Below are 20,682 nucleotides of genomic sequence, written 5' to 3' on the forward strand. Positions count from 1 at the left end.
CAAGCTCGGGGCGGCGCGTGTACGCAATTTGAGGTATGGACGATTTTCCGGGCAGGCTCACAATCATTGACCGGCCCCGGGTCGTCGTGAAAATCGGGCACGCGACGTTATCGCCCGGGCGGCACGAACATCTAAGCAAGTAGAGGAACCGCCATGCTGAGTTCCGAACAACTTCAACGCGTGTTTCCCAACTGCAGAGCCCCCGCCGAGTGGGCGCAAGCGTTGGCGCCCGCGTTTCAGAAATACGAAATTGAAACTCCTGACCGCATGGCGAGTTTTCTGGCGCAGACAGGCTATGAATCCAGCCAATACAACCGGATCGAGGAAAACCTTAATTACTCAACCGCCGCGCGGTTGACCAAGGTGTGGCCCAAACGATTTCCGGATGAAGCGTCCGCGATGCCTTACGTGAATAATCCGCAGGGACTCGCAAATCTGGTTTACGCAAACCGGATGGGCAATGGCGATGCGCTAAGCAACGATGGTTACCGATATCGCGGACGAGGCATCATCCAGCTGACGGGACGCAGCAATTACGATTCGGCAGGCGATGCGATGGGCGTGGACCTGGTCAACGCGCCCGAGTTGCTGGCCGACCCGAAATGGGCGGCGCTGAGCGCGGGTTGGTATTGGCAGTCGCGCGGGTTGAATGAATTGGCCGATGACCGGACCCATGACGACGATCTGGAAGACTTTGCCCGGATTACGCGGCGCATCAACGGGGGACTGACAGGTCTGAAGGAACGCTTCGCGTTGTTCAAGCGCGTCTATGCCGAACTGATGCGATAGCCCGGCGACAACGCGCCGCCTGCCCGGCGCATTTTGCATCGGGCAGGCGGCGGTTCACGTGCTGCTTGGTTCGCAGCGCGACGCTTACGTCGTGGCGCGGTAGCGGTTACGCAGGTCGCGGATCTGGTCGTGGTTGTGCAGCACGCCCTGGTATTGGCGTTCGACGATGGCGCGCACATTTTCCGGCAGCGTTTCCTTCAGCGCCTTGTCGTAGTCGGCCTTGGCCACGTCTTCGCCGCGTTCGCATTCTTCCAGCAGCGTCAGGTCGGTGCGGCTGGAAACCGCTGCCTTGATGTTGGTCCAGCCACGGTGCATGGCGCCGGCCACCGTGCCGCTGTCTTCGGGCTCGCCGCCCATCTGCGCCACGATCGCTTGCAATTCCGCGGCGCCGGCGGCGCAATCGCGGGAGCGGTTGCGAAAGAGTTCCTGCAACTCGGGAGCCTTCGCGTCCTCGGCCGCCGAAGCGAAGCCCTTCTCGCCGTTCTTCGACGTTTCGATGAGGTTGTTCAGCACCTTGATCACATGATCGGCCATATCGGTCTCCTTGGTTTGGAAGGATCAGGCAGCGGGGTGCTGCCTGTGGAACCGGATATTCAGCAAGCGGCGTGCCCGGCCCGCATCGCGGCCGGGCAATCGAGGTCGCCGAGGTTGCGCTAGACGCGCGGGCAAGTGGAACCGGCTTTTAGCGCATCCAGTTCCGGATCGGTCATCTCCAGCGCCAGCGACGCCATCGCGCAGGTAACGGCCAAGGCATTGCGCAGTTCGTCTTCCCGGATGATGTCCGGCAAATCGCTGCGCGACAGGATGTGGCGCACGCGGGATTCGGGCTTCTCGAAGCCCGCAACCAGACGCAGGGCAGGAATGCCTTGCTTGGCAAAATTGGCGTGGTCGGAGTTCGGCATGAAAGGCAGCCAGTGCGACACGGGCACCCCGGCGCGCGCGGCGGTGTCCTGGACCACGTCCGCCAGCGCCGGATAGTCGCTGATCAGCGCGCAGAGCGTGTCGTCGCCCGCAACGGTGTCCAGGTTGATGTCGAACTTCAGCCGTTGACGCTCGGCGGCCGGCATGTCGGCCAGGTAGCGGGCAGACCCGGCCAGCGCCCATTCTTCAGCGGTGAAGAAGCAGATGCGCAGTCCGGGCGTGCCGGGCCCCAGCCGTTTAGCCAGCAACCGCGCGGCAGCCAGCGCGACGGCAACGCCCGTGGCATTGTCCAGTGCGCTCTGGCCGAGGTCGTGGCCGTCCATGTGGGCGCTGATCACGATCCGGCTGTCCCGGCCGCCGGGCAGATCCAGAACGCCCGCGCAGGCCATCGAATCGCGCAACTCTTCGCCCTGGATCTGCAAGCGGACACGGGCGCCGGGCCGGGCGGTCAATGCGGATGCGGCTTCGTGGCCAATATAGGCCGCGGGAATGCCCGCGCCGTCGCGGGGGCGGCCGGAGGAGCCGGACAAGGGGCCCGCGCCGGGCAGCGTGTTGGCAATGAGGAAAGCGGCGGCGCCCTGAGCGACCGCCATGTCGTATTTGCGGCGGCGGTGCACGTGCGTTTGCGAGAACGGATATTCATGGCGCACCAGCACGATCCGGCCGCGCACGGCATCGCCGGCACGCTCGAAGTCCTCTGGGCGGCCCGCGCCGACATCCAGCACTTCGCCTTCCAGGCCTTGCGCGGACGTGGAGGCCGAGCGCAGCAGGGGCACGCACTCCAGATCCTCGGGCGCGTCGCCCAGCAGGGTCAGGCGGCTGGACAGGCAGCGCCAGCCATCGTAGGGCACCGGCACGCGCCGCACGTCGGGTCCGATTTCCCGGAGCCGGTTCAGCGCCCAGTCCATGGCCGCATCGTCCTGCCCGGTGCCGGACAGGCGTCCGCCAAAACTGCAAAGGGTTTGAAAATCGTGCATCAAGGCCGCGTCGTCGGCGGCCTGCTGTTGCCAGCTTGTCGTCATCAATGTCTCCGGCGCCGCGCGCATGCCGCGCGGCGCTGCGTGCGTGTTATTCGAAGGTGATATTGGCGCGCTGGACCAGATCGGCCCAGCGGGCGAAGTCCTGCGTCAGCAACGCCTTGAGGGCTGCGGCGCTGGTGTCGGGCGGCAGGTTCATGCCCACGCTGGCGAGCCGCTGCTTGACGGGCTCGGACTGCATGACCTTGGCCATCGCTTCCGACAGTTTTTTCTGGACGGGCTCAGGCGTGCCGGCCGGCGCGACCAGTCCCCACCAGCTCTGCACGGTCAGGCCCGGGTAGCCCAGTTCCTGGAAAGTCGGCACGTCCGGCGTGCCGGCCTGACGGGCGGGCGAGGACACGCCAATCGGCTTGATCTTGCCGCTCTGGAACAGGGCAACGGCCGAGGCCATTGTCGTAAAGCTGGCGTCGATCTGGCGGCCGGCCAGGTCATTGACCGAAGCCGACGCGCCTTTGTAGGGGATATGTGCGAGCTTGGTGCCGGTGTTCTGCATGAACAGTTCGGCCATCAGATGGGTCAGCGAGCCGTTGCCGCCCGAACCGATGGAGACGGTGTCCGGCTTGGCCGAAGCGATCTTGACCAGCGACGGCACGTCCTGCGCCTCGAACCCGGGATTCACGAACAGGTACATGGGCGACAAGCCCAACAGCGTGATCGGCGCGAAATCCTTTTTCGCGTCGTATTTCACCCGGTCCTTGTACAGCGCCGGGACGATGGTGAACGGCACGTCAGCCAGCAACAGCGTGTAGCCATCGGGCGCTTCGGTCGCCACGTAGGCGGTGCCCAGCATCGATCCCGCACCGGCGCGGTTTTCCACCACGACGGATTGCCCAAGCTCGGCACTCAATTGATCGCTGATCGCCCGCGCCACCACGTCCGAGCTGCCGCCCGCCGAATACGGCACGACGATCTTGACGGGTTTATCGGGATAGGCGGCCGAGGCGGATTGCACGCTTGCGAAGCACGCGGGAACGGCCATGGCGGCCAGCAGTTTTTTCCACTTGAACATGATTTTTATGGTGATCCATGAATTATTCACGTCATTGTGGTGCGCGCGCTGGCCCCCCGCAAAGGAAGTATGCGCATAGGATATTCCAAACTGGAATAGGTGCTTTTGCGGGGCCGGCGGCCTGAAAACAGTCAGGTTCTAGGCGATGCCCGCGTATTGCCGCGTTTGCCTATTCAGCGCCTGGCCCTGGGCGATGACCCACTCGCAGAACGCTTCGCAGTAGGGGCCGCCGACGTTGGGACGGGGCTGCATCAGGTGATAGCCGTAGCGGCCTTCGATGGCCTCGCCGAAGGGCCGCACCAGGCGTCCCGACTCCAGATGCTCCAGCACCATGCACAGCGGCATGATGCCCGCGCCCAAGCCATTGAGCACCGCCGGCAGCAGGATCGAAAAGCCTTCGTATTCCGCCGCGGTGGCGGCGGGACCGGACCACAGCGGGGCGACGTCGGCCCGCCACTCGTCCCAGCCATAGCCGCGCTGGGCGCGCTTGAGCAAGGGCAATCGGGCGATGTCGTCCACGCACTTGACGGGATGGCGTTTGATCACCGAGGGCGCGGCCACCAGCGCCATTTCGCGGCCGCACAAATACTGCGCGCTCATGCCCGACACATATCCCGTGTGAAGCTGGATTTCCGCGTCGAACCGTTCAGAGCGGTCGCGGCCATGCAGCAGGCGAGGGCGGATATTGACGCGGATCTCGGGATGCAATTCAAAGAACTCGGCCAGCCTGGGCAGCAGGAAGAACTGCGCAAACGACGGCGAGACCGCCACGTTCAGGGCGACGCGCGACGCGGGGTTGGCCACCAGCGCATCGGCCTCGTCGATGAGCCGCACCGCCGCGCTGATGCGTTCCAGGTAGAGGGCGCCCGCGTACGTCAGCCGCAGCCCCGCGGGCATGCGCTTGAAGAGCGCGGTACCCAATCGGCCCTCCAACGCCGCCACGTGTTTGCTGACCGCGCTTTGCGTCAGGCTAAGCGCCTCGGCCGCGCGGCTGAAGTTCAGCGTTTCGGCGGCGGTGAGGAAAATGCGCAGCGAAGACAGGGAGTTGCGGGAGCCTTTCATGGGAAGCGGGGCTTGATGGTTGGGTGGCGCTACTGTACTGCGTGCGCCCGGACGGTACATCGCCTGCGGGCACGTCACACAAAGTCATGGGTAATCAATTCGCCAGACCGGCTCGAGGTGATTTTCTCCATTGCGCGGGAGTCACGCCAAGATGCTGCTTGAACACGCGTTGAAACGCCGCGTCCGACTGATAACCCACGCGCTCGGCGATGCCGCCGATGGATTCGCCACTTTCGCGCAAGAGTTGTGCAGCCTTTGACATGCGTATGTCCGTCAAATACTCCGTTGCTGAACAATCCAGCGCTTCCTGGAAATGCCTGACAAAAGTGGCGCGAGACATATTGCAAAGGGCAGCCAGGTCTGGGAGTGTCCAGGCTTGTCCCGGCGCTTGAAACATCTGATTCAAAGCCGGCGCCAAGCGCGGGTTGTTGGTTAAAGCAAGCAATCCAGATGCGGCTTGTTCGGCTTTTGCCGCATGTCTCAATGCGACCGCCATCAGAGCAGTGGACAAGGCGTTAAGTATGGCGAGACCGCCTAGCTGCTCATTCATTGACTCATTGCGGATTAAACCAATCAGGTTATTGAGCTCGGTGCTCCGGCCGGCCTGATTATCCGGATTGGTGTTAACGATCAGAGCAGGAGGCAGATGCTTGCGCATGAGTCTGTCATAGGGTTGTTTCAGCATGAAGCGTCCACACAACATGTCCATCTTGGCACCGGGCCCTTGATTTTCGCCGACCGTGATGTTGGCGAGACTGCGCTTGTTGATCGGCAGGGGCGCCTTGCCACTTCCGTCATGCAGGACATGCGGGCCACCGTCAACCGCCATGAAGATCGTCCCTGCCTCAAGAAGCTGCGGCGGCTGATCTGGAAGTTCAAGCACGGCACTGCCGCTCAGTATCACGTGATAGGGAATCTCGTCGGCAGGCGCCTGTTCAAACGATTCACGCCACGGGGCACCAAACAAGCAGCGCACCTCCAGGCGTCCTCTCACTGTCACGATATCCAGCAGGTTGCTTAGCCAGTCAGTATTGGTCATGTTCGCGAATTCTGCGCTTTCAGGTGTGTGAGACGAATGAGCATATTGTTGAGCCTCGCTCGTCTTCAGCAACGTCGTTTAGATAACTACAGTGACTACTCCCATCTTTGCTCCCAAAGGAGTTAGTCATGTCCCGAATCGTTACCCCTCCGGTTGAGTCTGCCTCTGGAGCCACTGCAGAACTCTTTTCCCAGATCAGCAAGGCGGCTGGTCGCGTCCCGAATGCCTACGCGGCCATCGGCGCACACAACCCTGCCGCCCTGAAAGCCATCCTGCAGGCGGACAGTGTGCCCGGCACCTTGAGCAGACAGGAAAAGGAAGTCATCAAGCTGGCCGTCAGTTCGGCATCGGGTTGCGATTACTGCCAAGCCGCGCACTTTCTGGTTGGCAAGCTGGCAGGCGTTCCGCAAGAGACGTTGAAGCAGGTCATTGCAGATCAATCTACCGGAAACGTGCGTTTCGATGCGCTTACCCGCTTTGTTCGCAAGCTTGCAAGCAACCCTGGCACGCTTGCCGACGAGGCCTTTACCGATATCAAGTCCGCCGGATTCAGCGATGCCGAAATTGTTGAAATTGGCTTGGTCGTCTCTGTGATCACATTCACCAATATCTTCAATCGCGTGAACGATACGGCAATCGATTTTCCACAAATTCCGTAATCGCGGCGCGCGGAAAACACGCCGGGAAAATTTTTCCGGCGTGTTGGAATCAGTTGATATAAACGTTGTCGCGCTTGCTGCGGGCCTGCAAGACCAAGGCCTTCGGCGTGACGCCATGCGACCGCATGAATGCGCGACGCATGCGCTCTTCATCGCCAAATCCCGTCAGCGAGGCAATACGGCTTACTGATGCATGGCCTTGATCAATGAGCGTCTCGGCAGCCTCGATTCTTAGCTTTTCAATCGCCTTCGCGGGCGCCATGCCTGTTTGCATTTGAAAAATCCGGCTGAAATGACGGGGACTCCAATGCACGTGTTCCGCCAGCTCCTCGACGCTCAGATCCTTGCTCAGGTTCTCCTTCGCAAATCTTAGGGCTTCCTTGACTCGATCAGAGCTAGGCTCCATTTCCGCCATCGCTGAGAACTGCGACTGCCCACCCGTGCGGCGGTGGTAGACGACCATGAGGCGCGATATGGTCTTGGCGATTTCCACGCCTAGGTCAGCCTCGACCAGCGCCAACGACAAGTCGATGCATGCCGTCACACCGGCCGATGACCACATGTCGCCATCCTTGACGAAGATCTTGTCCTCATCAACCTTAATTTCGGGATTTTGCTCCTGCAGAAGTCTTCCGAAGTACCAGTGCGTAGTGGCCCGTTTCCCGTTCAGCAGGCCAGTCTGGGCCAGGATGAAGGCACCTGTACAGATGCTTGCCACGCGCCGGGTTGCTCCGGCTGCGTGCCGAATTTTATCGATCAGGTCAGGTGTCGCATTTGGAATGCTTGTAGCACCTGCGATGAGCAGCGTGTCATAGCTTCCCCAACCTATCGCCTCGGTGCCGACAACGACGCCGGTCGAACTTTCGATGAGTCCGCCCGAGACCGATAAGGCAGCGAATTCGTACACCACGTCTTTCTGCAAGCCGTTTGCAAATTCGAAAACGGTGAGGGCAGCCAAATCCAAAGCTTGGAAGCCCGGATAGACGACCAGTCCGATGCGCTTGATCATGGAAGTCCCTAAATGCGTTTTTTTGATTGTTTAAGACATTGCCATCGAAGCTCTGCAATGTCAATTGTTCCTTATTAAACAGCGACTTGCGGTTCTGGTCTTTAGGTCTCGTCGTCAGTGATGGCAGAAATTGCGTGTTTGTTGTCTGAAATGTCTTTTCAGCTGAAAGCACAATGGCTTCATCGCATCAACAACGCAACGCGGCACATCAACTAAGGAGCTTGACCATGACTGACAAAACCGCACTTATCACTGGCGCGTCTTCCGGAATCGGCGCCGTCTATGCCGAACGACTGGCTCGTCGGGGGTTCGACCTGATCCTGGTGGCCCGCAACCAGGATCGCCTGAGCGCGGTCGCAGAGAGGGTCTCGACCGCCACCGGACGCAACGTGCAAACCGTCAAGGCTGATCTGGGCAGCAACGAGGGAGTGGCGCGAGTCGAAACCATTCTGGCCAGTGGCGGCATTGACCTGCTGCTCAACAACGCCGGCTTCGGCGCGGTGACGCCGCTTGCGCAGAGCGAGATTGGCGAGATGGTCAAGATGATCGACCTCAACGTCACAGCCCTGACTCGCCTGACCTATGCCGCCGCGCCCGTCTTCATCAAGCAAGGTGGCGGCACCATCATCAACATCGCTTCCATCGCAGCCATCGGCCCGGAAATCCTGAACGGCGTGTACGGCGGCACCAAGGCGTACGTCCTGGCGCTTACGCAATCCCTGCATCATGAATTGGCAGCCAAGGGCTTGCGCATTCAGGCCGTATTGCCAGGCGCCACCGCGACTGAATTCTGGGACGTGGCAGGACTGCCGCACAGCAACCTTCCGGGCGAGATCGTCATGCGCACGGAGGACATGGTCGACGCCGCTCTGGCCGGCCTCGATATCGGGGAGGTCGTGACCATTCCCCCCCTGCAAGACGGCGCGGATTGGGACGACTTCGAGGCCGCTCGCAAGCAACTTTCCAGCCGCTTTGGCCACTCGTCGCCGGGCGCACGTTACTTGGTCAAGTGATTCCGCCTCGCTGCAGAACCCGTTATCTCACTTGTTGTTAAAGGACTCATCATGAACATGACCGGAAATACGATATTCATCACTGGCGGCACCTCAGGCATTGGTCGCGCTATTGCGGAGGCCTTTCACAGGCTGGGCAACCAAGTCATCATCAGTGGCCGTCGCAAGGCTTTGCTGGATGAAGTGACCCGCGCCAATCCGGGTATGCAAGGCATCGAGCTGGATGTCCAGGACCCGACTCAGATCAAGGCGGTGGCAGCAAAACTGGTTGCCGACTATCCGAAGCTGAATGTGCTTTTCAACAATGCCGGCATCATGCCCTTTGACGACGCCGCCGGCGATGTCGACGAGGCCAGCATTCTTGCAACGGTGAATACCAATCTGCTCGGCCCGGTCCGCATGACCGCCGCATTGCTGCCCCATCTTAAGCAGCAAGCCAATGCCGTTGTGATTCATAACTCGTCGGTGCTGGCGTTCGTCCCGATCGCCACCAACGCTTTCTATTCGGCTACCAAGTCAGCGATGCATTCCTACACGCTGTCGCAACGCTTTTCCCTGCGTCAGAGCGGAGTGAAGGTCATCGAGGTTGCGCCGCCCTGGGTGGATACTGACCTGATTTTCAAGAGTGGGGATGCACGCGCCATGCCGCTGGCCGACTTTGTGGCGGACACCATGAAAGGCTTGGCGAGTGGCAAGGACGAAGTGTATGTCGATGCCATTCAAGCCCTGCGAGACAACCCGGGCTCCAGCGAGCATGAACTCGTCAACGCCTTCAACCAGTCGATCGCCGACAATCCGATTCCGGTCGGCAATTAACCTCAACTTTGAAGAGCCCCAGGCCGTGTGCTGCCGCTCAAGCAATGGCGTGCACATGGTCTGACGGGGAGCCAGACTCAATCCACTTCTTCGTTTGGCGTACTGCATTGACGCCCGGACGATGTCGGTTGGCCGAGGGGGATCGATTCGTTCACTTGCCGCTAATCCCATTCTTGCCGTGACCTACTCTCTTCGGTTTCAGGGAGAAAGCCATCACGGGCCGCTCGTTCTGTATTGCGTTTGTCGCGGGCGCGGCGCTGGTGCAGATGCTGCCGTCTCTGCCGGGTTCGATTGGGCTGTGGCTGGCGGCCGCCGGGGGCGCCGTGTCCTGCGCCATGTGGGGTCGCGTCGGGAATTTTCAATGGCGGGTACTGGCGGCGCTGGCGTTGGGACTGTCGGCCGGCTTCTTGAATGCGGCCCTGCAAGCGCAGCAACGGTTGGACGATGGGCTTGCCGACGCGCATCAGGATCAGGTGTCGCGGCTGGTGCTGCGCGTGGCCGCATTGCCAGATGGCGACGCGAAGCGTCAGCGCTTCCTGGCCGAAGTGATGCCGCCCGCTCGTCCCGGCATTCCCTCGCACGTTCAGGTCACCTGGCAGGCGGGTGCGGGCTCCAACCAGGCCGTGCCGCTGGTGCTGCCCGGGCAAGTGTGGCGGATGGCGCTGGTGCTGCGGCGGCCGCACGGATTGCTCAATCCCGCGGGGCCGGATGTGGAGGGGCGCATGTTTGCCAACGGCATTCGCGCCACGGGAACCGTGCGCGGGCAGCCCGTCCTGCTGGACGATCGGCCGTGGGCCACGCCCGGCATTGCCATCGAACGCGCCCGGCATCTCGTGCGCGAGGGCATGCGCGCGGCGTTGGGCGAGCATCGTTACGCGCCTGTGCTGATTGCGTTGGCGATTGGGGATCAGGCTGGCGTGGCGCGCGACGACTGGCGGATCTTCAATCGCAGCGGCATCACGCATCTGGTGTCAATCAGCGGCATGCACGTGACATCGATTGCCGGTATCGCGGGCTTGCTGGCGTCTTCGCTTTGGCGGCGCGTGCGGTGGCGGGGCGTGGGCCTTGCCGAGCGGATGCCTGCGCGCGTTGCCGGCGGCGCGGTAGCGGCGGTGGTTGCGTTGCTGTATTGCCTGCTGGCGGGCTGGGGCGTGCCCGCACGCCGCACGTTTTTCATGCTGCTGGTGGTGTTGGGGGCGGCGTTGTCGCGGCTGCCCTTGTCGGGTGATCGGGTCCTGGCCTGCGCGGCGGCCGCCGTGGTGGCGCTGGACCCGTGGGCCCCGATGTCTGCGGGCTTCTGGTTGTCGTTTGGCGCGGTGGCGGTGCTGTTGCGCATCGTGGCCGCGCCGATCGATGTGGATGCCAGCTGGCGCGCGCGATGCGCGGCCCGGCTGGGGCAGGCCGCGCACGTGCAACTGATGGTCACGGTAGGGCTGATGCCGTTGCTGGCCTTTCTGGTGCATCAGGTGTCGCTGGGTTCGCCGTTTGCCAATGCCGTCGCCATTCCGTCGGTGACGTTCATCGTGACGCCGCTGGCGCTGCTGTGCGCGGCGCTGTCGTCCGTGCCCGGCGCCGAGGCGCTGGCGGCGTTGGCCGGGCAAGCCGGGCTGGCCGCGTTCGACCTGACCATGACGCCGGTTGCCTGGGTCGGCAATGCAAGCTGGTCGAGCGTGCCGATTGCCGCGGCCGGCTGGCCCTGGCTGCTGCTGGCGGTGGCGGGCATGATCTGGGCCCTGCAGGCGAAGGGCTGGCCAGGACGGCACCTTGGATGGTTCTGCATGCTGCCGTTGCTGTTCTGGCGGCCCGACAAGCCTGAGCCGGGCCATTGGCGCATGAGCGCGATGGACGTGGGGCAGGGCAGCGCCATCCTGGTGGAAACGGCGACGCAATCGTTGTTGTTTGACGCGGGGCCGCGCAGCTACGGCGGCAGCGATGCGGGCGAACGGGTCGTCGCGCCTTTTCTGCAGGCGCGGGGAATCGGGCGGCTGGATGTGCTGGTGCTGTCGCATGCCGACATGGATCATGTGGGCGGCACGCGCGCGGTGCTGGGGGCGGTACCGGTGGGGCGAAGTTATACGTCGTTCGATTTGCCCGCCTATCTACGGCGCGACGCAAGGTTGTGGCCCGACGTCGGCAATGCCGAACCGGTGTTGCCCGATACGATGGCGCGGTGCGAACGTGGACTGGGGTGGGAAGCGGACGGGGTGGTGTTCACATTCCTGCACCCGGGGCCGTCAGAACGCAGCGCGAAGGCAGATGACCGCAATGCCGACAGTTGCGTGCTGCGCGTGGAGGGGGCAAGCCATTCCCTGTTGCTGACAGGGGATGTCGGCGTGGCGCAGGAGCGGGACATGGTGGCGCAGGGGCTTGCCAGTGCCGATGTGGTGGTGGCGCCGCATCACGGGTCTGGGTCGTCGTCGGGGCATGACCTGGTGAACGCGACGCAAGCCGTCCATGCCATTGCGCAGGCTGGGCACCTGAACCGGTTCCGTCACCCGGCACGGGCGGTGGAGCTGCGTTGGAGTCGGGCGGGCGCCAGCTTCTGGCGTAGCGACCGGGACGGCGCCGTGATGGCGGCGTCTTGGCCGGATGTGTTGGAAGTGTGGGGACAGCGCGAGCGTGCGAGACGGTATTGGCATGGTCGTTAGCCGCCCCGGCACGTCAGAGCGCGTGGCCCGGAGGTCAGACCTTGCCGGCCGCCAACTCGTCAAACAGCCGATCCCCACCCATCTGCCCGCCCTTGAGCATCAGCTCAATCCCGTCTGTCACCGGATCGTCGCTGCGTGCAACGCTGACGGTCACGCCCGGCGCCAGCACGCAGCGAAACGCCAAGCCCCACAATCCCACGGCAAGCGTTGCCTGGCTGGACGTGTCGCCACCGGCAATCCCAATGCGGTTCAGCCGGTGACCGGCCTGGGCGCTGGCGCGCACGATGTCGGCAACCAGCCTGGCGGTGGCGCGGGCGGTGGCGGTGGTCAGGTCTGCGTTGACGGCGCCGGCAGGTTTGTCAGTATGCACCAGCACGTTGCGGCCTTGGGCCAGCGTGGCGGCGGCCAACGCGACCTGTTGCGCGGCGTAGTCATCATCCGCCAGCAGCCGTTCGACGTGCAACGCTTGGCGCGTATAGGTTTCGCATGCGGCGATCTGCCGGGCGGTGACGGGCGACAGGCTGCCCGCGACGACCAGCACCGGGCTATTGGCAGGGCCGAGTGGTGTCGCCGGTGCTGCGTCGGCGTACCCCTCGGGCCGAGCCCGGGCCAGCGCCTGTTGCACGCTGCTGGGGCCGACGGCCAAAAGGGGCGCGCGGGAAGCCGCGCGTTGAATCAAACGGCCGATCACCGGGAGCTGCGATTCGTCCACCAGATCCAGCAGCAGCGGACCGTCGGTGCTTTCGATGACCTGATCGATCCAGGCATCAAGCGCGGCTGAGTGCGCGGCGGTGTACTCAGCTGTGGCTGCAGCCGCCTTCGCACCCGGTTCCAAGGCCGAAGGGTAGGCCGTGTGCGGCACCGAGCGGATGCCCGCCAAACCCTGCGCCTCCAGGTGCAATCGCAAATCCGCCTCGTGCATGGGTGTTACGGGATGCACGCTCATCACGGGATGGCGATCAATGCGGTGAACCTCCGGCGCGGAACCTGCACGCGCGAATAGATTGGCAAAGCTGCAATACCGGCCGATGCTGGGCTGCCCACCCACGATCGGCACGATGGGATTCGCAAAATGCTGACGCAATTCGCGCACCGCCACCCCAATGCTGCCGACGTGCGGCGCGCTGTCAAAGGTGGAACAGCACTTGTAGTGCAGCACGCGCGCGCCTGTGCCTGCCATGAATGCACCGACCGCGCGCAGCTCGTCCGTCATCTCCGCTGGCGCCATGCCGCGGGCCGCGCCCGCGATGCCGATGGCATCCAATGGCCCGGCACGTTCCAGTTGCGCGGCAGAAGGCACGCTCAGAAAAAGCAGGCTGCGCAGTCCGGCGCGAGCGACCTCGGCCAACGTGTCGGTGGCGCCGGTGAAGTCGTCGCCATACCAGCACACCTGCGGCGCGGTGCCGCCAATCATGCGCGGCTTCCGAAAAATTCCAGCGCGCGCTGCAGTTCGGGTGCGTTGCGGGCGTAGTCTTGCAGGGTCTGGTTGTCGCGCACTGCGTGCCAGGCCTGGCGGATGCTTTGCACGCCGGCGGCGGGGCCGTCGGGGTGGGCCAGGATGCCGCCGCCCGACATGAAGAGCAGGTCGTCGCTGCTCACGGCGGCCCAGGTGGCGGGCACGGTGCCGGCCCATTGACCTGACGAGAAGGCGGGCATGACGGCGTCGTCGATGCCCGGGGTCAGCGACGCCAGGCAGTCACGCGCGGACTCGACAACTTCGCTGTCTTCCTGCGAGAACTTGCCTTGCAGGCCGTGCACGTGCATGTGGTCCACGCCCGCCAGCCGCCACAGCGTCTGGTAGGCCTGAAACCCGATGCCCAGCAGCGGATGGCGCGACAGCGCGCCGAAACCGTTGCGGTGGCCGTGCAGCGCCAGCGGCGTACTGCGGCGCAGGGTCTGGATGGCCGAATAGCCGCACCAGTTCAGGCTGGCCATGACGCAGGTGCCGCCTTCGCGTTCGATCAGGTCGGCGTGGCGGCGCATGGCGTCGGTTTCGTCGGTGATATTGAAAGCCACCATCACGTTGCGGCCGGTGCGTTCGCGGTGCGCGCGCACGACGGCCATCACGGCCGCGACGCGTTGGGCGAGCGGGGCGTGGGCCGGGTTGGCGCACACCTCGTCGTCCTTGATGAAGTCCACGCCAGCCGCGCAAAGCTGGGCCACCAGATGCGCGGTCTGCTCGGGCGAAAGGCCGACGTTGGGCTTGATGATGGTGCCGACCAGCGGGCCCTTGTCCACGCCGGTCAGCGCGCGCGTGCCAGCGATGCCCACCTGCGGCAGGTCGAATTGTGCGCGGTAGTTGGCGGGCAGTTCCATGCTTTCGAGCCGCAAGCCGGTGACCTCGCCCAGGTCGTACAGATTGCCGCCGACGGTGGCCGCCAGCGTGGGCAGGTTGGCGCCCACGTTGGCGACGGGAAACGCGATGCGAATCCGCGCGCGCTGGAATTTGTCGGGCATGCCGCCGGACTGGCGCGCCAGATAGGCGTTGGGCAGGCTGGGCGCGTCGACGGTTTCCAGCGTTTCGATGGATTCGATGCGGGCACGCGCGCGGGCGCGCAGCTCGTCCGTTTCGCCCTGAACGCGCGTGAAGGTGCCGCAGGACTGCTCGCCGGCCATGACTTCCGCGACCTTGGCGGGGTCGACGGGGGTTTCAATCAGGTAGGTGGCGGTAAACGATTGGGAATTCATGGTGGCGGTGTGCGGCAGGGGCGTATCAGAGGCGGCTCAGGTCGGGGAAGGCGCGGACGGGGTCCTTGCCGTCCCAGTTCACCGAGCTTTCGCGGATCAGGTCGAAGAGGCGGCCCTTGGGGCCGGCGACTTCGGAAAGCTCGATGACGGTGCCGGGGTGGTATTCGGTGTCGAAATAGATGAAGCGGCCCTTTTCGCCGACTTCGCCGCTCATTTTGGGTTTGAAGCCCTGCGCCAGCAGGCGCTCCAGATCGGCGTCGTAGCTTTCGGTCCAGTAGGCGACGTGTTGCAGCCCGGTGCGGCCGGCCTGCAGGAAGTCGCGGTACATGGACGGCACGTCGTTGCGGGTCTGGATCAGTTCGACCTGCACATAGCCGGAGTTGGCCAAGGCGACGGAATTGTGAGGCTCGTGCCGTTGGCCGTCGTATTCATAGTTCACGATCGGCACGCGGGGGTTGTAGTACCAGGGGCCCACGCCGAGCTTGGTGCTCCAGTAGTCCATGGCGGCTTCGATGTCGTGCACGACATAACCGAGTTGGCGGATCTCGCCCAGGAAACGACTCATGATGGATCTTTTTAAAAGGGGTGGCTGAGGGACGGGAAGGGCGCGGCCCGGGAGGGGCCGCGTCGCGTCACAGGAAACCGATGGAGAACCAGGGGAAGGCGGCCACGACGATCAGGCCGATCAGCAGCGCGCCGATGTAGCCCCAAATCGGGCGGATGCCTTCGTTGGGATCGACGCGGCTGATGGCGCAGGCGCCGTAGTAGCCGACACCGAAGGGCGGGGCGAACAGGCCAATGCCCATCGCAAAGATCACGACCATCGCGTAGTGGACCTCGTGCACGCCGGCCTGCACCGCGATCGGGAACAGCAGGGGACCGAACAGCACGATGGCGGGGATGCCTTCCAGCACGCTGCCCAGGATGATGAAGGCCACGATGGACACCGCCAGGAAGCCGTAGCTGCCGCCGGGCATGCCCGCCATCAGCTTGGCCAGGTCGCCCGAGAAACCCGACTGCGTCAGCGCCCACGCCATGGCGGTCGCGCAGCCCACGATCAGCATGATGGCGCCGGATAGGGACGCGGTCTCGATCAGCATGGGCTTGACACGCGCCCAGTCGAAGCAGCGGTAGATCAACAGGCCCACGACGGCGGAGTACACGATGCCGATGGTGGAGACCTCGGTGGCGGTCGCCACGCCTTCGACGACGGCGGCGCGGATCACGAAGGGCAGGGCCACTGCGGGCAGCGCGATCATGAAGAAGCGGCCGATCTCCTTGAAGGTGAAGCGCTGCACAAGGCTCAGGTCTTCCTTGCGGTAGCGCCACCAGACCACGGTGCACAGGGCCAGGCCCAGCACCACGGCGGGCAGCAGACCGCCCGTGAACAGCGCGGCAATCGACACGCCCGTCACCGAACCGATGGTGATGAGCACGATGGACGGCGGAATCGTTTCGGTCTGCGCGCCGGTGGCCGACAGCAGGGCGACCAGGTCGCCGGGCTTGGCGCCACGCTTCTTCATTTCGGGGAACAGCACGGGCGCGATCGCCGCCATGTCGGCGATCTTGGAACCCGAGATGCCGGACACCAGGTACATGGCGCCGATCAGCACGTAGGACAGCCCGCCGCGCACGTGGCCAAGCAGGCTGGCCAGGAACTGGATCATGGCGCGCGCCATGCCCGTCATTTCGATGAGCGAACCCAGGAAGATGAAGAGCGGCACCGCCAGCAGCATCAGGTGCGACATCCCTTCGTCCAGCCGGCCCACCATGACGACCATCGGCGTGCTTGTGGTCAGCGCCAGATACGAGAACGTGGCAAGCGCGAAGGAGAACGCGATCGGCACGCCCGAAAACACGGTGGCGGCGACGATGCCGACGAAGAAGATCACCAGGTTCAGCTTGCCCAGACCCGAGAACAACGGCTGCGCCATCCAGAAGATGCCAACGACGGCGGCCACGCCGGCCAGCGCCATCGCGACCTGCGGCAGCGGCTGCGTGCGCAACAGGCGCAGCAGCGCGATGATGCCCATCAGGCCCATGCCGACCGGGATGGCGGCGGCGCGCCAGGCGTTGCTCAGCTCCAGCGCGGGGGTGATGATGAAATGCTCTTCATGCGCATATTCGATGGCGGGCGCCAGGATCAGCACCAGAAAGGCCAGCGATGCCGCCAGCGCCGCGGTTTCCAGCTGCGCCCGGCGTGCCGGGCTGACGTTGTTCACCAGCGCCGTCATGCGCATGTGTTCGCCGCGCCGCAGGGCCACGACGGCACCCAGCATGGACAGCCAGAGGAACAGGATGGAGGCAAGTTCATCGGACCAGACCAGCGGGCTATGGAACAAGTAGCGCGACACCACGCCAGCAAACAGGACGATGATCTCGACCAGCACGATGGCTGCGGCAACGTGTTCGACCACGGTGCCCAGCACGGTGTCGAGCGCGCCGGCCGCCCGGCGCAGGGGATTGGCCGGCAGCGCGGGCGCCGCGGCGTGGGGAGCGGACAGGGAGGCCATGACGCGCGACCTCAGGCCAGCTTGCCGACGGACTGCTCCAGGAGGCCCCAGGCCTCATTGCCGAAGCGGCCCTGCCATTCCTTGTAGAAGCCCGCGGTGCGCAGTTGCTCGCGGAAGCTGTCGGCCGACGGCTGGTTGAACACCAGGCCCTTGGCTTCCAGGTCCGCCTGCACCGAGGCGTTGAGCTTCTTGATGTCTTCGCGCTGCGCGAGGCCCGCTTCATTGATGCCGCGCGCGACGACCGTCTTCAGGTCGGCGGGCAGGCCTTCCCACATGCGGCCGTTGGCGATGAACCAGTAGCCGTCCCAGATGTGCTTGGTCAGCGAGCAGTACTTCTGCACTTCGTACAGCTTGGCGACCTGGATGATCGGCAGCGGGTTTTCCTGCGCGTCCACCACCTTGGTCTGCAGCGACGAATAGACCTCGCTGAATTGCAGGCTGGCAGGCGCGGCGCCCAGGCCCTTGAACATGGAGATCGGCAGCGAGCTCACGGGCACGCGGATCTTCAGGCCGTCCATGTCGGCGGCGGTATTGACCGGGCCCTTGCTGCTGGTGGTCTGGCGAAAGCCGTTGTCCCACATCTTTTCAAAGGCATAGAGCTTGCGCTGCGCGATGGCGGCGCGCACGTGGGCGCCCAGCGCGCCGTCCATGGCGTTCCAGACCTGGTCGTAGTCCTTGAACGCGAAGCCGACCGCATTGATGGCGGCCACCGGCACCAGCGTGGCGATCACCAGGGCGGACGGCGTGAAGAAGTCGATGCCGCCGGAACGCACCTGGGCCAGCATGTCGGTGTCGCCGCCAAGCTGATTGTTCGGGAAGATCTTGATGTCGACGCGGCCGTTGCTTTCCTTGAGGATGCGTTCGGCCGCTTCCTGCGCGCGGATGTTCAGCGGATGCGTCACCGGCAGGTTGTTGCCGTACTTGAGCGAGTAATCGGCGGCGCGGGCGATCAGCGGAAAGCCGGTGCCGGCGACGGCAAGGGCGGGGACCGCGCAAAGGCGGCGCAGGGCACTGCGGCGTGTAAGCAGCTTCATGGTTGTCTCCGTTGTCGTGCTTATGATGTTTTTTGATGTGCCACAAAACCGCCTAAGCCGTGCGGCAGAATGGACAATAGTGAATAGGCGGTATCATCGTCAAATCTTATTCATGATGGTTTTTGATGTGAATAAAAACGCCTCCTCCCGTGGACTCGCCCGCCTGGCCGATGTTGCCGCCCGCGCCGGCGTGTCCACCGCCACCGCCGATCGCGTGCTCAATCGCCGCCCGGGCGTGCGCCCGGCCACCGCGCAAAAGGTCTTCAAGGCGGCCATCGATCTGGACTACCTGCCGGACGAAGCCGCGTATGCGGCGGCCGCGCCCGAGCCGATGCGGCTGGTGTTCCTGCTGCCGCGCGGCAGCAACCGTTACTTGCGCATGCTGGGCGACACCGTCAACTTTGCGCACGAGCACTTTGCGCCGCTGAACGCCAAGTGCCACGTCGAATACGTGGAGAGCTTCAATCCGGACGCACTGGCGCAGGCGCTGGCCAAGCACGGCAAGCGCGCCGACGGGATCGCATTCATGGCGCTGGAACACCCGGTGGTGCGTGAGGCCGTCAACGCGCTGGCGCAGCAGGGCGTGCCCACGGTGACGCTGATTTCCGACATCGCCAACAGCGCCCGCACGGCGTACGTGGGGTTGGACAACCGCGCGGCGGGGCGCACGGCCGGCTACCTGATCGCGCGCTTCATCGGCCTGCGCGCGGCGCACGTCGCGCTGATCGCGGGATCGCGGCACTACCGCGCCCATGAAGAGCGCGAGAGCGGATTTCTGCAGTTGTATGCCGAACAGTTTCAGGCGATGCAGGTGGTGGACCTGCGTGAAGGCTATGACGATGCGCAGCGCAACTACGAGCAGACGCGCCAGTTGCTGGAGCAGTATCCGCAGCTCGCCGGCATCTACAACATCGGCGGCGCGTCGGACGGCGTGGCCCGGGCGTTGAAAGAGGCAGGGCAGCAGCACCGCGTGGTTTTCATCGGGCACGGGTTGACGCCCGACACGCGTGCGCTCCTGATCGACGGCACGATGGACGCCGTCATCACGCAAAGCCCCATGGAAGCGCTGATGAGCTGCGTGCGCATTTTCAGCAATTTGCGGGATAAACGCAGTGCGATGAACGGGGTGGAATTGGCGCGCAGCCAGGTGATATTTCGGGAAAACTTGCCGTAGGGGCTGCTGCGCCGGTGGGCCGGTGTCTGACACCCTTGGGGCACATCCGTGGTGCGGCGACCGTCTCGCCAGGGTGTCAGACACCTAGTCTTTACACGTCAGATTCACGCGCGCCTGCATTTGCGCCGATCGGCGAGTCGCGGGCGTATGATTTCGGCTATGGGCTCGCACCCAGTGCGGCAACGGCGGGGCATGCCGCTGCCTACTTCAACGGAAGGTTCCTCTACAACGGTTGCCCGGCGCCCGCCGGACGACAGCCGGGAGGGCGCTGCGCCATGGACCACACAGCCGGCCGCCAGGAAGCTCCCGCCTCTTGCGAGGCGGGGTTTGCCATGCGCTTACCGGCGGGTAATCACAATTTCCATGTATTCGCTGGGCACCACCACCGCCGAATCGCCGGACCGGTTGAAGCGGTCGATCTGCGCGGTGATGTCGGCCGTCAGCGCCGTCTGCGCCGCGGGGTCCAGCGCGCCGAACGCCTTGAGCAACGGGCCGTAGTAGGTCTTGAAGACCTGCATCCAGTGCTCGGGCGAGCGGTAGCGGAACACGAAGTGACGCGCCTCGCACGTGATCGATGCGGCCTGCGGCCCGAACATTTCTTCGATGCGCGCCTTGGTTCCCCACAACGCGGGGGATTTGACGCCGGCGGGCGGGGGCAGGTGCTTGCCGATGGTCTTGAAGATCTGGCCGATGAAGCCGTCGGGCGTCCAGTTTGCGAGGCCGATCTTGCCGCCGTGCTTGCACACGCGCATCAGCTCGGCGGCGGCCTTGTCCTGGTCGGGCGTGAACATGACGCCGAAGGTCGACATCACGACATCGAACGACGCGTCCGGGAATGGCAGCGCCTCGGCGTCGGCCTCCTGGAATTCGACCTTCAGGCGCTCCGCGGCGGCGCGTTCGCGGCCCCGGCTCAGCAGCGCGGGCACATAGTCGGTCGAGGTCACGTCGCACCAGCGGCGGGCGGCGGCCAGTGTCGCATTGCCGTTGCCGGCGGCGACGTCCAGCACTTTCTGGCCGGCGCGGACATCAAGGGCTTCGCAAAGCTGTTCTCCTACGATCTGCAGCGTGGTGCCGACGACGGCGTAGTCCCCGGAGGACCAGGTGCCTTGCTGGCGGGTCTTCAAGGCAGCCAGGTCGGGCTGTGCGGTTTCGCGCACGTCACTGGTGGCAAGGGAGGAAATGGACATGGTGAGTCTCCGTTAGTGCGTGGGGTGCGCGACGGCATCCGTGGCCAGCGCGCCGGGGTGATGCAACCAGCGCCGCGACGATGT

The 20,682-nt window shown here is 64.3% G+C and carries 18 protein-coding genes; 6 read left to right on the forward strand and 12 right to left on the reverse strand.

The window, feature by feature from the left end:
• Nucleotides 1-153 precede the first annotated feature (153 nt).
• Nucleotides 154-789, forward strand: coding sequence for a glycoside hydrolase family 19 protein (locus tag ASD87_RS06620; RefSeq protein WP_056318966.1), 636 nt, complete (start codon nucleotides 154-156; stop codon nucleotides 787-789).
• A gap of 84 nt (nucleotides 790-873) precedes the next feature.
• Here ASD87_RS06620 and ASD87_RS06625 read toward each other — a convergent pair whose 3' ends face one another.
• From ASD87_RS06625 to ASD87_RS06645, 5 genes are all read right to left on the reverse strand, one after another.
• Nucleotides 874-1,323, reverse strand: coding sequence for a PA2169 family four-helix-bundle protein (locus tag ASD87_RS06625; protein ID WP_056318969.1), 450 nt, complete (start codon nucleotides 1,321-1,323; stop codon nucleotides 874-876).
• A 119-nt stretch (nucleotides 1,324-1,442) separates the two neighbouring features.
• Nucleotides 1,443-2,732 carry a M28 family peptidase gene (locus ASD87_RS06630; RefSeq protein ID WP_056318972.1) on the reverse strand — a complete coding sequence of 430 codons (1,290 nt, stop codon included), beginning with the start codon at nucleotides 2,730-2,732 and terminating at the stop codon, nucleotides 1,443-1,445.
• A 46-nt stretch (nucleotides 2,733-2,778) separates the two neighbouring features.
• A complete protein-coding gene (locus ASD87_RS06635) occupies nucleotides 2,779-3,756 on the reverse strand; it encodes a tripartite tricarboxylate transporter substrate binding protein (RefSeq protein WP_056318974.1) in 978 nt (325 codons plus the stop codon).
• Between the two features lie 138 nt (nucleotides 3,757-3,894).
• A complete protein-coding gene (locus ASD87_RS06640) occupies nucleotides 3,895-4,818 on the reverse strand; it encodes a LysR substrate-binding domain-containing protein (protein ID WP_056318978.1) in 924 nt (307 codons plus the stop codon).
• A gap of 94 nt (nucleotides 4,819-4,912) precedes the next feature.
• A complete protein-coding gene (locus tag ASD87_RS06645; protein ID WP_056318979.1) occupies nucleotides 4,913-5,857 on the reverse strand; it encodes an AraC family transcriptional regulator in 945 nt (314 codons plus the stop codon).
• A 128-nt stretch (nucleotides 5,858-5,985) separates the two neighbouring features.
• Between ASD87_RS06645 and ASD87_RS06650 the strand changes: the two genes are divergently transcribed.
• Complete coding sequence (locus ASD87_RS06650) at nucleotides 5,986-6,516, forward strand: carboxymuconolactone decarboxylase family protein (protein ID WP_056318980.1); 531 nt, start codon at nucleotides 5,986-5,988, stop codon at nucleotides 6,514-6,516.
• A 49-nt stretch (nucleotides 6,517-6,565) separates the two neighbouring features.
• Here the strand turns inward: ASD87_RS06650 and ASD87_RS06655 are convergent, their stop codons facing one another.
• Nucleotides 6,566-7,525, reverse strand: a complete 960-nt coding sequence (locus ASD87_RS06655; RefSeq protein WP_367646669.1) for a GlxA family transcriptional regulator — start codon at nucleotides 7,523-7,525, stop codon at nucleotides 6,566-6,568.
• Nucleotides 7,526-7,752: 227 nt separating this feature from the next.
• On the opposite strand from ASD87_RS06655, the gene ASD87_RS06660 reads away from it, so the two are divergent.
• The 3 genes from ASD87_RS06660 to ASD87_RS06670 all read left to right on the forward strand — a co-directional run bounded on the left by ASD87_RS06660 (nucleotide 7,753) and on the right by ASD87_RS06670 (nucleotide 12,002).
• Nucleotides 7,753-8,538 carry an SDR family oxidoreductase gene (locus ASD87_RS06660; RefSeq protein ID WP_056318983.1) on the forward strand — a complete coding sequence of 262 codons (786 nt, stop codon included), beginning with the start codon at nucleotides 7,753-7,755 and terminating at the stop codon, nucleotides 8,536-8,538.
• 51 nt (nucleotides 8,539-8,589) lie between these two features.
• A complete protein-coding gene (locus ASD87_RS06665; RefSeq protein WP_056318986.1) occupies nucleotides 8,590-9,354 on the forward strand; it encodes an SDR family oxidoreductase in 765 nt (254 codons plus the stop codon).
• A 266-nt stretch (nucleotides 9,355-9,620) separates the two neighbouring features.
• Nucleotides 9,621-12,002: a DNA internalization-related competence protein ComEC/Rec2 gene (locus tag ASD87_RS06670; RefSeq protein WP_082586215.1), complete on the forward strand. Its 2,382-nt coding sequence runs from the start codon at nucleotides 9,621-9,623 to the stop codon at nucleotides 12,000-12,002.
• 34 nt (nucleotides 12,003-12,036) lie between these two features.
• On the opposite strand, the gene ASD87_RS06675 is transcribed toward ASD87_RS06670, so the two are convergent.
• The 5 genes from ASD87_RS06675 to ASD87_RS06695 form a co-directional block, all read right to left on the reverse strand.
• Nucleotides 12,037-13,416, reverse strand: coding sequence for a four-carbon acid sugar kinase family protein (locus tag ASD87_RS06675; RefSeq protein WP_056318994.1), 1,380 nt, complete (start codon nucleotides 13,414-13,416; stop codon nucleotides 12,037-12,039).
• Entirely contained in the window at nucleotides 13,413-14,690 is a 1,278-nt protein-coding gene (locus ASD87_RS06680) for a ribulose-bisphosphate carboxylase large subunit family protein (RefSeq protein WP_056318996.1), read from the reverse strand. Before ASD87_RS06680 ends, ASD87_RS06675 begins: the two co-directional genes overlap by 4 nt.
• Nucleotides 14,691-14,715: 25 nt before the next feature.
• Nucleotides 14,716-15,255 carry a VOC family protein gene (locus ASD87_RS06685; RefSeq protein WP_056318999.1) on the reverse strand — a complete coding sequence of 180 codons (540 nt, stop codon included), beginning with the start codon at nucleotides 15,253-15,255 and terminating at the stop codon, nucleotides 14,716-14,718.
• Nucleotides 15,256-15,322: 67 nt separating this feature from the next.
• Nucleotides 15,323-17,203, reverse strand: coding sequence for a TRAP transporter large permease subunit (locus tag ASD87_RS06690; protein WP_056319000.1), 1,881 nt, complete (start codon nucleotides 17,201-17,203; stop codon nucleotides 15,323-15,325).
• Between the two features lie 11 nt (nucleotides 17,204-17,214).
• Nucleotides 17,215-18,237 carry a TRAP transporter substrate-binding protein gene (locus ASD87_RS06695; RefSeq protein WP_056319004.1) on the reverse strand — a complete coding sequence of 341 codons (1,023 nt, stop codon included), beginning with the start codon at nucleotides 18,235-18,237 and terminating at the stop codon, nucleotides 17,215-17,217.
• Nucleotides 18,238-18,349: 112 nt separating this feature from the next.
• Between ASD87_RS06695 and ASD87_RS06700 the strand changes: the two genes are divergently transcribed.
• Nucleotides 18,350-19,411 (forward strand): LacI family DNA-binding transcriptional regulator, encoded by a 1,062-nt coding sequence (locus tag ASD87_RS06700; RefSeq protein ID WP_056319007.1) that lies wholly within the window; start codon nucleotides 18,350-18,352, stop codon nucleotides 19,409-19,411.
• A 338-nt stretch (nucleotides 19,412-19,749) separates the two neighbouring features.
• On the opposite strand, the gene ASD87_RS06705 is transcribed toward ASD87_RS06700, so the two are convergent.
• A complete protein-coding gene (locus ASD87_RS06705; protein WP_056319008.1) occupies nucleotides 19,750-20,598 on the reverse strand; it encodes a class I SAM-dependent methyltransferase in 849 nt (282 codons plus the stop codon).
• Between the last annotated feature and the right edge of the window lie 84 nt (nucleotides 20,599-20,682).

Source organism: Achromobacter sp. Root170, from assembly GCF_001428165.1.
Lineage (GTDB): Bacteria > Pseudomonadota > Gammaproteobacteria > Burkholderiales > Burkholderiaceae_B > Achromobacter > Achromobacter mucicolens.